Source organism: Azospirillum sp. TSO22-1, assembly GCF_003116015.1.
In the GTDB taxonomy this organism is placed as follows: domain Bacteria; phylum Pseudomonadota; class Alphaproteobacteria; order Azospirillales; family Azospirillaceae; genus Azospirillum.
This window is the reverse complement of record NZ_LGQZ01000159.1, coordinates 1-14,645: the sequence shown is the minus strand read 5'-3', so window position 1 is coordinate 14,645 and position 14,645 is coordinate 1. Positions and strand designations below refer to the sequence as shown.

Annotated in this window: 11 protein-coding genes; all 11 read left to right on the top strand. The window is 71.2% G+C overall.

What is annotated here, in order from left to right; translation table 11 throughout:
* Positions 1-618 precede the first annotated feature (618 nt).
* Positions 619-2,064 carry an exopolysaccharide biosynthesis polyprenyl glycosylphosphotransferase gene (locus TSO221_RS31365; RefSeq protein WP_109122417.1) on the top strand — a complete coding sequence of 482 codons (1,446 nt, stop codon included), beginning with the start codon at positions 619-621 and terminating at the stop codon, positions 2,062-2,064.
* 181 nt (positions 2,065-2,245) lie between these two features.
* Positions 2,246-3,541, top strand: coding sequence for an O-antigen ligase family protein (locus TSO221_RS31360; RefSeq protein ID WP_109122416.1), 1,296 nt, complete (start codon positions 2,246-2,248; stop codon positions 3,539-3,541).
* Between the two features lie 46 nt (positions 3,542-3,587).
* On the top strand, positions 3,588-4,520 hold the full coding sequence (locus TSO221_RS31355; protein ID WP_109122415.1) for a glycosyltransferase family A protein: 933 nt from the start codon (positions 3,588-3,590) through the stop codon (positions 4,518-4,520).
* A gap of 17 nt (positions 4,521-4,537) precedes the next feature.
* On the top strand, positions 4,538-5,758 hold the full coding sequence (locus TSO221_RS31350; protein ID WP_109122414.1) for a glycosyltransferase family 4 protein: 1,221 nt from the start codon (positions 4,538-4,540) through the stop codon (positions 5,756-5,758).
* 41 nt (positions 5,759-5,799) lie between these two features.
* Positions 5,800-6,939: a glycosyltransferase family 4 protein gene (locus TSO221_RS31345; protein WP_109122429.1), complete on the top strand. Its 1,140-nt coding sequence runs from the start codon at positions 5,800-5,802 to the stop codon at positions 6,937-6,939.
* Between the two features lie 144 nt (positions 6,940-7,083).
* Positions 7,084-8,013, top strand: a complete 930-nt coding sequence (locus TSO221_RS31340; RefSeq protein WP_109122413.1) for a polysaccharide deacetylase family protein — start codon at positions 7,084-7,086, stop codon at positions 8,011-8,013.
* Positions 8,014-8,188: 175 nt separating this feature from the next.
* Positions 8,189-8,494, top strand: coding sequence for an acyl carrier protein (locus tag TSO221_RS31335; protein WP_109122412.1), 306 nt, complete (start codon positions 8,189-8,191; stop codon positions 8,492-8,494).
* Positions 8,495-8,523: 29 nt separating this feature from the next.
* Positions 8,524-10,053, top strand: coding sequence for an AMP-binding protein (locus tag TSO221_RS31330; protein WP_109122411.1), 1,530 nt, complete (start codon positions 8,524-8,526; stop codon positions 10,051-10,053).
* A 27-nt stretch (positions 10,054-10,080) separates the two neighbouring features.
* Positions 10,081-12,114: an asparagine synthase (glutamine-hydrolyzing) gene (gene asnB / locus TSO221_RS31325; protein WP_109122410.1), complete on the top strand. Its 2,034-nt coding sequence runs from the start codon at positions 10,081-10,083 to the stop codon at positions 12,112-12,114.
* A 55-nt stretch (positions 12,115-12,169) separates the two neighbouring features.
* Positions 12,170-13,177: an NAD(+) synthase gene (gene nadE / locus TSO221_RS31320; RefSeq protein ID WP_109122409.1), complete on the top strand. Its 1,008-nt coding sequence runs from the start codon at positions 12,170-12,172 to the stop codon at positions 13,175-13,177.
* A complete protein-coding gene (locus TSO221_RS31315) occupies positions 13,174-14,280 on the top strand; it encodes a GNAT family N-acetyltransferase (RefSeq protein ID WP_109122408.1) in 1,107 nt (368 codons plus the stop codon). Before nadE ends, TSO221_RS31315 begins: the two co-directional genes overlap by 4 nt.
* Positions 14,281-14,645: the final 365 nt, after the last annotated feature.

The window sequence follows — 14,645 nt, the reverse complement described above, 5'->3', positions numbered from 1 at the left end:
CCACGCGGCAGCGCGTCAATTTTGCATTGGGTGAAGCGGCGACTCTTCGGTCATACGCTATGACCGTGACCGACGGGCTCCCCTGACCGGCGGCAACCGTGCTTTCCGGAGCACACCCGCCCACCGACCGCACCGACCGCCCGGCCTCCCCCGGCAGGGGCCGGGTTCCATCCGGCCACCCCCATGGTGCGGCGCACACCGCGTTGCGGGCACGCGGCCTCCTTCGTCCGGGGTGGATTTGCGCGGCGTTTACCTACAATTCGCCGCGATTTGGCGCCGGACACACCCCGTTTCGGAGAGGGGTCCACCCCAACGCGATCATCCCGGCGCGGCGCCGTTCATCCCGCGGGGGGCTCCGGTGGCCACTGGTATTCACCTTCCGAAGCCATGTGTTACGGCCTCCGACATCCCGGCGCTCCAAAGATTTCTTGATGCCGCGCGCCCCCTATTCCAATTTTTGCACAACAAAATGCGCACCGGCTGCCCTTCGAACCCGCGGTTTCTTCCGTGTGCTTGCGGGGGCCGGACATAAGACACCCAAGACATGTGCAAACGAGCGCCGACCGCGGAGCGAATTCGCGGCGGACGGGATCATATTGTCAACATGCGGGACGAGTGATGAGTCAATCCGATCCTGAAGCGGTCTTCCAGACCGCGCCGGTCAAGAAGGCCGGCTGGCCGAGCCCGAGCGTCGGGCTGCTGCTGGCGCTGTGCGATGGTGTGCTCCTGGCGCTCCTCGGCTGGATCCTCAGCCGGACGCTGCTGCCCTCGGTTCCGGAGCCCGACCTCGACCTGACGGAACGCGCGCTGGTCACCGGCCTGATGCTGGTGCCGCTGGTGAAGTCGGTGTTCGGCATCTATTCGCTCGGCCGCTTCGACTACGCCGAGCGCACGCGCCGCACCTTCCAGGCCGCGGTGCTGTGCGCCGCCGTGCTCATGGTCCCGTTCGCCGTCATGGACGGCGTGCGCTCCTTCTTCGTGCAGGCGCTGGCCATCGCGCTGGGCGGCTTCGCCGTCACCTTCCTGGCCGACCTGCTGCTGGTGCACGGGCTGCTGACGCTGGTGCTGCAGTGGCGCACCCCGGTCATTATCGTCGGCGCCGGCTCCGTCGGCGCGGCCGTGGCCGAGAAGCTGCACCGCCTGCCGTGGCTGGGCATGCGCGCCGTGGGCTTCGTCGATGACGACGAATCGCTGTGGAACACCCGGGTGGCCGGCGTGCCGGTGCTCGGCCCCACCAGCATGCTGCAGGCCGCCCCGGCCATCGCCGCCCAGGCGCAGGCCGCCATCGTCGCCGACGTCGGCCGGCACGGCGCCGACCTGCCGGGCCTGCTGAAGGCCCTGCCCTTCCGCCAGGTCTACTGCGTGCTGGGCAACGGCGGGGTGACGGCGCTCGACGCGTCGTACCAGAACCTGCACGGCTCGCTGGCGCTGCGCGTCACGCAGCGCTCGGAAGCGACCTACCTGCGCATCCGCCGCGCCATGGACATCGTGCTGTCGAGCCTGCTGCTGGTGCTGGTGGCGCCGCTGATGCTGGGCATCGCCATCCTGATCAAGCTGGACAGCCCCGGCCCGGTGATGTTCCGCCAGAAACGCTGGGCCGGCGGCAACCGCACCTTCGACGTGCTGAAGTTCCGTTCCATGCACATCGACGCGGAGGAGCAGCTGAAGCGCCTGCTCGACAGCGACCCGCAGATGCGCGCCGAGTACGAGACCTTCCACAAGCTGAGCTTCGACCCGCGCATCACGCCGTTCGGCCGCTTCCTGCGCAAGACCTCGCTGGACGAGCTGCCGCAGCTCTGGAACATCCTGATGGGCGAGATGAGCCTGATCGGCCCGCGCGCCTACATGCCGAAGGAACTGCCCGAGGTCGGCGCGTCCGCCGCGGTGATCGGCTCGGTCCGTCCCGGCCTCACCGGCTACTGGCAGGTGTCCGGCCGGCACCGCACCAGCTTCCAGGAGCGCGTGGCGATGGACGTCTTCTACGTCGGCAACCGCGGCCTCGTCTTCGACCTGTTCATCCTGTTCAAGACGGCCTTCGTGGTGCTGAGGGGCGAAGGGTCATAGGACACCCCGCCGCGGCCCTGCACCCCCGAATAAGGGGTGCGGGGCCGCCTCCTAGGCCGGCCGGGGTGCTTCATCCCGGGCGGTTTAGCTCTTTCACGCGGCTTACGCGGCGGGGAATCCCCGCGGCACTCTGGCTCCCCAGAGCCAAGCCACGGCATTCGAAAGCAGCGGCCCGGAGACCATGCAGAAGCTCGAGAAATTCCTGACCGTCCTGGTGGTCATGTCGTTCGGCGGCACCGTGCTGCCGGCGCTGATCGCCAACGGCGCCCTGCCCACGGGCCCGCTCGACGTCGAGAGCCCCGGCGTGATGATCATCTTCGCCGTCACCTACCTGATCATCCTGTTCCTGCTGATGCTGCGGCAGGGGGTGATCTGGCGGGTGCCGACGGTGAACCCGGTGCTCACCGCGCTGCTCATCCTCGCCTTCGTCTCGGCGGCGTGGTCGGTGTTCCCCGACGTGACGCTGCGCCGCGCGGTGGCGCTCACCTTCACCACGCTGTTCGGCCTCTACCTGGCGCTGCGCTGGCGCCTGGACGAGGCGGTGGCGCTGCTGGCGACCGGGCTGGGCATGCTGCTCCTGCTGTCCTTCGTCTTCGTCGCGGCGCTGCCGCAGATCGGCGTCGACCAGGACATCCACCGCGGCGCCTGGAAGGGCGTGTTCTTCCAGAAGAACGTCACCGGCCGCATGATCGTCTGGTTCTCGCTCAGCGTGCTGTGGCTGGACTGGATCGGCTGCCGGCCGAAGTGGCTGCTGCGCGGCTCGTTCCTGGCGGCCTTCGTGCTGCTGATCATGTCGCGTTCGGGCACCGGCCTCTTGTCCACCATCATGGTGGCGGTGGTGATGCTGTCGGTGCGGCTGCTGCGGGTGAACATCCGCACGCTGATCCCGGCGCTGGCCCTCCTCGGCTTCGGCGCCCTGGTCGCGGCGACGCTGATCTCCGCGGATTTCCGGGAGGCGATGTACATGCTCGGCCGCGACACCACGCTGACCGGCCGCACCGAGCTGTGGCGCTTCGCCCGCGAGATGCTGAAGGACGACTTCGTCCTCGGCTACGGCTACGCCGCGTTCTGGTACGGCCTGTACGGCCCGGCCAGCTACTACACCACAGGCTGGGGCATCACCTCGATCCACAACGGCTGGCTGGAGCTGCTGCTGGACGCCGGCCTGCCCGGCCTCGTCATGATGCTCTATCTGATGGGCCGGATGCTGTTCGGCGGCGTGCTGGTCGCCCGCTACGTGGATTGGCGCGAGGCGCCGTGGATCCTCTCGGTGGCGCTCGGCCTGCTGGCCGTCTCCATCTCCGAAAGCGTGTTCCTGGAACGCCATTCGCTCAACTGGGTGGTCTTCGTGCTGGGCGTGACGCGGGTCATCATCCTGCGCCGGCGCGCCACGGCCCCAATTCCGGCTCCGGCACCACAGGCGGCGACCCCCGCCTACGCCGGCGCCGGCGGCCTCGGCTACGCCCCGACCCGCTGACGACGCCGCCACCCGACAACGCACTCAAGACATTCGAAGGCCCGCCATGAAGACCATGCAGGACAAGGTCACCGTCGTGATCCCGACCCGAAACCGGCCGGATCTGGTGACCCGCGCCGTGCACAGCGCGCTGGCGCAGACCTATCGCGAGATCGAGGTGATCGTGGTGGTGGACGGCCCCGACCCGGCCACCGTCGCGGTGCTGGGCGCCATCGCCGATCCCCGCCTGACCGTCGTCGCGCTGGAGAAGAACATCGGCGCCGCCAACGCCCGCAACCTCGGCGTCCAGCGCGCCGCCGGCGGCTGGATCGCCTTCCTCGACGACGACGACCACTGGATGGACGGGAAGATCGCCGTCCAGATGGCCGCCCGCCCGGCGGGCGTGCGCTATCCCGTCATGAGCTGCCGCTGCGAGGTGGTGACGGCGCGCGGCACCTTCGTCTGGCCGCGCCGGCTGGCGACGCCGAAGGACGCCATCGGCGACTACCTGTTCGTCCGCAAGGGGCTGTTCAAGGGCGAGACCTTCGCCCCCACCACCACGCTGCTGGCGCCCAGGGACCTGCTGCTCAAGCATCCCATACCGGTCTCGCTGTTCGACGACTGGGAGTGGCTGATCGGCTGCGGCCGCATCAAGGGCTGCGCGCTGGTCACCGTGCCGGAGGCGCTGGCCGTCCACTACACCGAGAACAACCGCGTCACCCTGTCCACCTGCCACAACATCGAGGACGCGCTCGGCTGGGCGCAGTCGATGCAGCCGCGGCTCTCGCCACGCGCCTACGCCAGCCTGCTGCTGCAGGCCACCGGCGGCGAGCCGGCGGCGCGCACCGGCACGGTGCGCTGGAAGATCCTGGGCGAGGCGCTGCGGCGCGGCTCGCCGACGCCGATGGCGCTGGCGACCTTCACCATGCACTCGCTGTTCCCGGTCGCGCTGCGCCGCCGGCTGCGACAGGCGCTGTTCTCCGCCCACTCCGCCGCCTGAGAGGGGAGACCGAGCGCATGACCCGCACACGAACCCGCGTGGCCTTCGCCACGCCCGGCGCCCTGGACGGCGGCGGCATCGGCCGCATGACCGACTACATCGTGGACCAGCTGGGCACCCGCGGCCGGCGCACCGGCGCCGGGCCGGACACCGTGGTGCTCGACACCCGCGGCCGCGGCAGCGTCTTCCTGTCGCCCTTCTACCTCGCCGCGGCGCTCGTCCAGCTGGCGCACATGCAGGTGCGGGGCGAGGTGGACGCCGTCCACATCAACGTCTCGGAGCGCGCCAGCTTCCTGCGCAAGGCGGCGATCCAGGCGGCGGCCAGCCTGTTCGGCACGCCGACCGTGGTGCACCTGCACGGCGCCTCCTTCATCGACTACTTCCGCGGCGGCCCGTTCGCCCGCGCCATCTCGCGCTGGCTGTTCCGCCGCTGCTCGCGCGTCATCGTGCTCGGCCACGGCTGGCGCGACTTCCTGGTGGAGGAGGTCGGCATCGATCCCGGCAAGGTGGACGTGCTGTACAACGCCGTGCCCGACTTCACCGGGCCGGACATCGAGCGCACGCCCCCGCCCTCCGGTGATTCGGCCGGCGAGCCGGTCCGCCTGCTGGTGCTGGCGCACCTCAGCGAACGCAAGGGCATCGGCACGCTGCTGCACGCCTGCGCGCTGCTGAAGGCGCGCGGCTTCGCCTTCCGCCTGACGCTGGGCGGCAACGGCGACATCGACGGCTACCGCCGCATGGCCGGGGAGCTGGGCATCGCCGACGCCTGCGACTTCCTCGGCTGGGTGACGCGCGATCAGGCGCACGAGCTGATCCGCTCGCATCAGATGCTGCTGCTGCCCTCGACGCACGAGGGGCTGCCCATGGTGATCCTGGAGGCGCTGTGCGCGCGGCTGCCGGTGGTCACCACGCCGGTCGGCTCGATCCCCGAGGTGCTGGACCACCGCGAGACGGCGCTGATCGTCCCGGTCGGCGAACGCGAGGCGCTGGCCGACGCGGTGCGGGCGCTGGCCGCCGACCCGGAGCTGTACCGCGCCGTCGGCGAGGCCGGGCGCCGGCTGTTCGAGGAGCAGTTCAACATCGAGGGCTACTGCGAGCGGCTGTGCGCCGTCTACGACGCGCTGAGCCGGCCCGGCCCGCGCCGCCCGCGGCGGATCCCCGACGGCGAGCCGGCCCCGGTGCTGGCCGACAGCCGCCCGCCGGCCGAGGCGTCGCTGCCCCGCGTCGGCCGCCGCTAGCCCGAACGGAACGTCGAACGGTCTGAAGACCAGGAGTGGACATGATCTACATCGTCAGCCCCGGCGGTACCCAGGAAAAGGGAGGGATGGGGCGGATCGTCGATAATTTCACCACCGACCTGCGCGACAACCGGCCGGACATCCGCTTCGAGGTGGTGGACAGCTACGGCCCGGGCAAGTTCCACCTGATGCCGTTCTACTTCGCGCTGGCGGTGCTGCGGCTGGGCCTGTGCTTCCTGGCCGGTCGCGGCGACCTCGTGCACATCCACATGGCCGAGCACGGCAGCGTGCTGCGCAAGGGCATCATCGTGGCGCTGGCGGCGTCGTTCCGGGTGCCGGTGGTGCTGCACCTGCACGGTGGCCGCTTCCCCGAGCAGGTGCGCAACGCCGGCCCGCTGACCCGCTGGGCGATCCGCCGGCTGGTGGCGGCCTGCAGCGAGACGGTGGTGCTCGGCGACTTCTGGCGCCGCTTCATGGCCGAGGAGTTCGGGACGGAGGCCAAGCGGGTGACGGTGCTGCACAACGCGGTGCCCGGTCCGCCGGCGATCCCGCTGCGCGCCAGCGACCGCCCGATGCGCCTCCTGTTCCTCGGCCGGCTGATCAAGCTGAAGGGCATCCACGTGCTGCTGGAGGCGCTGGCCGCCGAGCCGTGCCGCGCGCGGCCGTGGGAGCTGGTGATCGCCGGCGACGGCGACCTGGAGACCTATCGCCGCCAAGCGGAGGCGCTGGGCCTGTGCGGCCGCGTCACCTTCACCGGCTGGCTCGACCAGGACGGCTGCCGGCGGCAGCTGGCACAGGCCGACGTGCTGGTGCAGCCCTCCATGTTCGAGGGGTTGCCGATGGCGGTGCTGGAGGCGATGGCGCACGGGCTGACCATCGTCGCCACCCCGGTCGGCTCGGTCGGCGACGCCATCGAGCACGAGGTCACCGGCCTGCTGGTGCCCCCCGGCGAGGTCGAGCCGCTGACGGCGGCGCTGGTGCGCGCCCTCGACGACGCGACGCTGCGCCGGGAGCTGGGCATCGGGGCACGGCGGAAGTTCGAGACCTGCTTCGACATCGCCGTCTACCGCGAGCGCCTGATCGACATCTACCGCCGCAACGCCCGCCACTGGCGCTCCGGGCCGGAGACCGTGCCGGCGGCGGACGGGAACGCGTCGACGGCGGTTCGTCGGCTGGGATGACTTTTTAGCCCCTCTCCCTTGAGGGGAGAGGGGTTGGGGAGAGGGTGGCGCCGCGAAGCGGCCAGGAAGTTTGGCCCCTCTCCCCAACCCCTCCCCCGCGAGGGGGGAGGGGCTCGTGCTCCCCTCTCTCGGAGGACCAAACCCATGAAGGAAGCCTTCGCCGCCCTGGTGCGCCGGTCGGGCCTCGACGCGGCGCTGCGGTTCCTGGTCGCGCGCCGGCGGGTCACCATCGTCGTCTACCACGACCCCGACCCCGACGTCCTGCGCCGGCACCTCGCGTGGTACGCTAGGCGCTACAGCTTCACCACGCTCGACGCCGTCGCCGACGCCATGGACAGCGGCCGGTGGGACACCCTGCCCCGCTATCCCCTGGTCGTCACGCTCGACGACGGGCACCTCGGCAACGCCAAGCTCGAGCCGTTGTTCCACGAATACGGCGTACGCCCCACCATGTACCTGTGCAGCCGCATCGTCGGCACCGCGCGGCCCTACTGGTGGCAGACCGCCGCCGCCGACCGCATCGGCCCGGAGGCGCTGAAGATCGTCCCCGACGCCGAGCGCCGCCGACGCCTCGCCGAGGCCGGCGACGACCCCGACCGCGACGCCCGCGGCCCGCGCCAGGCGCTGTCGTGGGACGAGGCGCGGGCGATGGCCGGCGTCTACGACTACGGCGGCCACACCCGCCACCACCCAATTCTCCTGCAATGCGACGACCGGACCGCGGCCGAGGAGATCGGCCTGTGCAAGACCGAGATCGAGGACGCGCTGCACAGGCCCTGCGCCCACTTCGCCTACACCAACGGCGACTTCGGCGAGCGCGAGGTGGCGCTGATCCGCGCCTCCGGCTACCGCACCGCGCGCAGCATCGAACCGGGCTGGAACGGCCCGAACGCCGACCCCTTCCGCCTCAAGGCCTTCCCGGTCAGCGACGACGTCCCGGTCGACTGGCTGGCGGTGCAGATCACCGGCATCCCGAGCTGGGCGCGCAAGCTGAAGACGCTGCTGCGCGGCCGCGGCGCCGGCACGGCCCCGGCCTATCCCGAACCGGCAAGCGCGCTGGGCGGACGCGGCTGACGGCATCGGCCGTAAGTAAAATTTCGATTTTCCGCCTAAGACCGAAGAGTTCCGCAGGATACCCAGCTTCGGCAACGTACTACCATCCTTTGCTCCCTCGCATTCCTGAGACTTCAACGCAATAAATGGAGAGAACAGGGTGCGTGTTCCGATCTCTCTAGGAGGTTCCTTCACGATGTCGACGACCGCCAACATCCAATCCACCATTGATCTCGCCGTCGCCCCCTCCATCGCCAAGGACATCCGTTCCTTCATCGTCGAGAGCTTCCTGCTCGGCCAGGACACCGGCTTCGACAACTCCGAGTCGCTGCTGGAGTCGGGAATCATCGACTCGACCGGCATCATGCACGTGGTCGCCTTCCTGGAAGAGACGTTCGGCATCGCCATCGAGGACGACGATCTGGTGGCCGACAACCTGGACTCCATCGACCGCATCGCCGGCTTCGTCGGCCGCAAGCAGGCCGTGAAGGCCGCGGCCTGAGCACAGCCACACGGCGGGGACACACAGCCATGGCCTTCCTGGTCCACCATCTCCTGGCCGAAGCCGCCCGGCGCGACCCGCACAAGGCCGCGCTGATCGCGGGATCCACGCGCCGCACCTTCGCGGAGCTGGACGCCGACAGCGACGCCGTGGCCTGCGCGCTGCGGCGCCAGGGCGTCACGCGCGGCGACCGCGTCGCCATCATGCTGGAGAACTCGGTCGAGTACGTGACCGCCTTCTTCGGCGCCATGAAGGCCGGCGCGGTCTATGTCCCCGTCAACCCGTCCACCAAGGCGGACAAGCTCGCCTGGATCCTCAACGACTGCGGCGTGCGGGCGCTGGTGGCGCCCACCGCGCTGACCCGCACGGTGCTGCCGGCGCTGGCCGAAGCACCGTCGGTGCAGGCCACCCTGTGGGTCGGCCCGGTGCTGCCGGATCTCGGCGGCGCCGCCTCGATCGGCGAGATCCTTGCCGACGCCGCGCGGCCGGAGCCCGCCGACGCCGGCTGCATCGACCAGGACCTCGCCGCGATCCTCTACACCTCCGGCACCACGGGCAAGCCGAAGGGCGTGATGCTGACGCATGCCAATCTGGTGGCCACCGCCCGCTCCATCGCCGGCTACCTGCGCAACACGCCGGACGACGTGGTGCTGTGCCTGCTGCCGCTGACCTTTGGCTACGGCCTGTCGCAGGTCACCACCTCGGCGCTCATCGGCTTCACGCTGGTGCTGGAGCGCTCCTTCGCCTTCCCGCTCGACACGCTGAAGCGCATGGTCGAGCACCGCATCACCGGCCTGCCGGGCGTGCCCACGGTGTTCGCCACGCTGCTGCAGATGGACGCGGCGAAGGACGCCGACCTGTCCGCGCTGCGCTACCTGACCAACGCGGCGGCCCCCTTGCCGGTGGCCCACCTGCAGCGGGTGCGCGAGCTGTTCCCCGGGGCGGCCTTCTACTCCATGTACGGCGCCACCGAATGCTCGACCCGCATCGCCTACCTGGAGCCGTCGGAACTCGAGACCCGGCCCGGCTCGGTCGGCAAGGCGATCCCCAACTGCGAGGCGTACGTCGTCGATGAGACCGGCAGCCGCGCCGCGCCCGGCACGGTCGGCGAGCTGGTGGTGCGCGGCGCCAACGTCATGCGCGGTTACTGGAACCGCCCGGACGCCACGGCCGACCGCCTGCGCGATGGCGCCTATCACACCGGCGACCTGTTCCGCGCCGACGCGCAGGGCTTCCTCACCTTCGTCGCCCGCAAGGACGACGTCTTCAAGTGCCGCGGCGAAAAGGTCTCGCCCAAGGAGGTCGAGGCGGTGCTGTGCGAGCTGCCCGACGTGGCCGAGGCCGCCGTGCTCGGCGTGCTGGACCCGGTGGACGGCATGGCGGTGAAGGCCGTCGTCGTCCCGCGCGAGGGCGCCGCGCTGGCCCCGGCCGCCATCGTCCAGCACTGCCGTGCCCGCCTGGAGGGGCACATGGTGCCCAAGTTCGTGGAGTTCCGCGCCGAGCTGCCGAAGACCGAGTCCGGCAAGCTGAAGCGCAGCGAACTCGCCATCCCCGCCTGACGCTCCCCTTTCTGGAGAAACGCGCCGATGTGTGGTGTCGCCGGTATCTTCGCGGGCCCGCGTGCCGAACCGCCGTCGCTGGACGAGCTGCGGCGCATGATCGCCATGCTGGGCCACCGCGGGCCCGACGGCTACGGCTTCTACCGCGACGAGCGGGTCGGGCTGGCCCATTCGCGGCTCAGCATCGTCGGTCTGGCCGGCGGCTTCCAGCCAATCCACAACGAGGACCGCACGGTCTGGATCACCTTCAACGGCGAGATCTTCAACCACGTCGAGCTGCGCCGCGAGCTTGAGGCGCGCGGTCACCGCTTCTACACCAACACCGACACCGAGGCGATCGTCCACGCCTACGAGGAGTGGGGCGCGGCGACGTGGCCGAAGCTGAACGGCCAGTTCGCCATCGGCCTGTGGGACACCACCGCCCGCAAGCTGTGGCTGGTGCGCGACAAGCTGGGCATCCTGCCCCTGCAGTTCGCCCGCGTCGGCGAGCGCATCGTCTTCGCCTCCGAGGCCAAGGCGCTGTTCGCCGGCGGCGGCGTGGCGCCGACCTTCGACGGCGCCCACCTCGCCCAGGTCTTCACCCAGTGGACCGTGGCGCCGCAGGGCACGGTGTTCGCCGGCGTCCACATGGTGCCGGCCGCCACCGCGCTGTGCATCGACCACACCCTGGCGGTCAGCGAGGAGCGCTACTGGTCCCCGAACCTCGCCGGCGACCCGGCGCTGGCCAACCTCACCCTGGAGGAGGCCGCCGAGGCGCTGGGCGAGAAGCTGTTCGACGCGGTCAAGCTGCGCCTGCGCGCCGACGTGCCGGTCGGCGTCTACATCTCCGGCGGCCTCGACAGCTCGGTGATCGCCGCGCTGGTGCGCTGGGGCAAGCAGGGACACGTGCATTCCTTCGGCGTGCGCTTCGCCGACCCGGCGTTCGACGAGACCCCGCAGCAGCGCCTCGTCGCCGGCTTCACCGGCACCGAGCACCACGACATCGTCTGCGGCCCGGCCGAGATCCAGGCGGCGTTGCCCGACGTGGTCTGGCACGGCGAGATGCCGCTGGTGCGCACCGCCCCGGCGCCGCTGTTCCTGCTCTCCCGCCTCGTCCGCAACAGCGACATCCGCGTCGTGCTGTCCGGCGAGGGCGCCGACGAGCTGCTGGGCGGCTACGACATCTTCAAGGAGGACCGGATCCGCCGCTTCTGGGCGCGCCGGCCGGACTCCGCGCTCCGCCCGCAGCTGCTGGGCCGCATCCACGCCTTCGCGGCGATGAACGGCGCCAAGGACAGCCGCCTGTGGCAGAGCTTCTTCCGCCGCGGCCTGACCGACATCGACGACCCGTTCTACGCGCACCGCATCCGCTGGGCCAACACCGCCTGGACGCTGCGCCTGCTCGCCCCCGACGTCCGCGCCGCCTGCGACCCGGCGCGCATGGAGGCCGGCATCCTCGCCCACCTGCCCGAGGGCTGGCAGGGCTGGAACCCGCTCTCCCGCGCGCAGCTGGTGGAGATGGACAGCTTCCTCACCCCCTACCTGCTGTCCAGCCAGGGCGACCGGGTGGCGATGGCCAACTCCATCGAGGTGCGCTACCCGTTCCTCGACCCGGACGTGGTGGACTTCTGCAACGCCCTGCCGCCGCGCCTCAAGATGCTCGGCCTGCGCGACAAGCTGCCGCTGCGCCGCATCGCCCGCGACCTGCTGCCGGCCGAGATCGGCCACCGCCCGAAGCGCCCCTACCGCGCGCCGATGACCACCGCGCTGTTCGGCGCGAACGCGCCGGAGTACGTGCGCGACCTGCTCTCCGAATCCATGCTGGCCCGCTACGGGCTGGTCGACGCCCAAGGCGCCGCGGCGCTCGCCGCCAAGGCGCACCGCCAGGACGGCCGCATGGCCGGCGAGCGCGAGGAGATGGCCCTGGTCGGCGTCCTCACGCTGCAGATGCTGGCGCACGCCTATCACGACACCTTCCGCCAGCGCGCCGCCGACCGGCTCGCCGCGCTGGAGGACACGCCGATCCACGTGCTCGAGGACCGTATCGGGGCGGACCACCGATCGGCCGAGCGCGCGGCCTGAGCCGTCCCCGCCGACGGGCGGGGGCCGTATGCAAACCAAACCTGGGAAACACATCATGCGCGACAACCAGACCGTGTTCGATCGCAGCGCCCTGGACCTCGACTACGCCGCCGCGGCGCGCGAGATCGAGGAGTCCATCCGCCACATCGTCGCCGTCGACCTGCGGCGCCAGGGCGTGGTGCTGGGCGTGTCGGGCGGCATCGACTCCGCCGTCTGCGCCACCCTCGCCGTCCGGGCGCTGGGACCCGAGCGGGTGCGCCTGCTGCTGATGCCGGAGAAGGAGTCCTCTCCCGACAGCACGCGCCGCGGCCGCCTGCTGTGCGAGGGCCTGGGCGTCACGCCGGTCATGGAGAACATCACCGCGCCGCTCACCGCGCTCGGCTGCTACGAGCGCCGCGACGCCGCCATCCGCCGCCTGATCCCGGGCTTCGGCAATGGCTGGAAGCAGAAGATCGGCCTCGCCGCCGGCCTGCTCGACCACGACCGCGTCAACTACTTCACCATCACCGTGGAATCGCCGGAGGGGCTGCGCCAGACCACGCGCATGCCGGTGGACGTCTATCTGGAGGTGGTCGCCGCCACCAACCTGAAGCAGCGCGTGCGCAAGACCATGGAGTACACGCACGCCGACGCGCTGAACCACGCCGTGCTCGGCACGCCGAACCGGCTGGAATACGAGCTGGGCTTCTTCGTGCGCGGCGGTGACGGGCTGGCCGACCTCAAGCCGATCGCGCACCTCTACAAGACGCAGGTCTACGCCATGGCGGCGCACCTCGGCGTGCCCGAGGACATCCGCAACCAGGCGCCGAGCACCGACACCTACACCCTCGAGCAGAGCCAGGAGGAGTTCTACTACGCGCTGCCCTACGACCAGCTCGACCTCGCGCTGTGCGCTTACGGCAGCGGCGTGCCGGAGGACGAGGCGGCCAGTGCGCTCGGCATCGCGCCGGCGCAGGTGGCCCGCGTCTACAAGGACATCACGCTGAAGCGCCGCACCTCGGCGCGCATCCTGCGCGACGCCGTGCTGGTGCAGGACGTCGAGGTCGAAGGGATCGCCGCATGAGCGTCGTCGCCTGGGCACAGCGCGGCATCGCCCGGTACGAGCCGCCCGACCGCCCGGACCTCGAAGCGTTCCAGCGCGGCACCTTCGGCGAGGGAGCCCTGCAACTCGACCACGCCCATTTCCACTGGGCGTTCGAGGAGGTGCCGAGCCCCGACCCCGAGGGCGTGCAGTTCTGGCTGTGCAAGCGCAACGGCGCGGTCGTCGGGCAGCAGGCCGGCATCCCGTTCCGCCTCAAGGTGGGCGAGCGGGCGTGCCGCGCCTCCTGGGCGATCGACCTGATGGTGGCGCCGGAGTGGCGTCTGCGCGGCGTCGGCCCGGCGCTGTCGGAGACCCACTCCCTGTCCGGCGAGGTGGCGGTCGGCGTCGGCATTTCGGACGCGGCGTACAAGGCGTACAAGCGCGGCGGCTGGCTCGACCTGGGCGGGCTGGCCACCTTCGTCCGCCTGATCGACTTGGCCGCCTGCGTGCGGGCGAGCCAGCACGGCGGCCCGCTCGCCCGCGTCCTCGCCGCGGCCGGCGCGCCGGTCGCGGCGGTGGCCGCGGCCGGCTTCGCCGGGCTGGCGCGGCTGCGCGGCGCCCGCCTGCAGGAGGTGCCGGCCTTCGACGGGCGGGTGGACGCCCTGTGGGCGGCGGTGGCGCCACACCACGCGGTGATCGCCGAGCGCGACCGGCGCTTCCTGTCCTGGCGCTTCGACCGCTGCCCGGCGGCCGGGCGCTTCCGCCGGCTCTACGTGCTGCGCGGGGGCGAGTTGATGGGCTACGTCGTGCTGCGCGCCGACCACTGGAAGGGCGCATCCGTCGGCGTGGTGCTGGACTATCTGGCCCGGCCGGGCTGGGAGGCCGCGGCCTTCGCCCTGGCCGTCTCCTTCGCCCGGCGCGAGCGGCTGGCGGCGCTGCTGTGCCGCACGCTGAACGCGACGCTCGATCGACCGCTCAGAAGAATGGGCTTCCTGTGCCTGCGCAACGGCCTGCACGCGCCGACGCGGATCATGGCCCGTCCGGCACCGGGAGCCGAGGACCTGGCCGGCATGCTGTCCAACCCGCGCAACTGGTTCGTCACCGCGGCCGACAGCGACCTCAGCTTCAAGGAACTGGGCGCCTAGACCGATCCCACACCACACCGAGCTCACCCGACCCCGCCCCTCCGCCGCCTTCCCAGGTGGCGGCGGTGCCGGGGCCGCCCGGTCCCGCGTACGAAGCGCGGCAGGACGGGGCCGGGTGAACCAGCGCGGGGCGCCGGCACATCGCCGGCGCCCCGTCGCTTGCTTACAGGAGGAGGCGGCAGTCCCCTCTCCCGCCTCCGGCGGGGGAGGGTTAGGGTGGGGGCAAGTGCTTCACGTCCAAACGCCGACGCCCGCCGCGTGGAGTGAGCGGCGGGCGTCGGCATTGGTGAAGAGCGGGTGCTTGGATCCGGTTGTTTTGGTGAACGCCTTGAAGACCTGGCGGCGACCTACTCTCCCACGTCTTG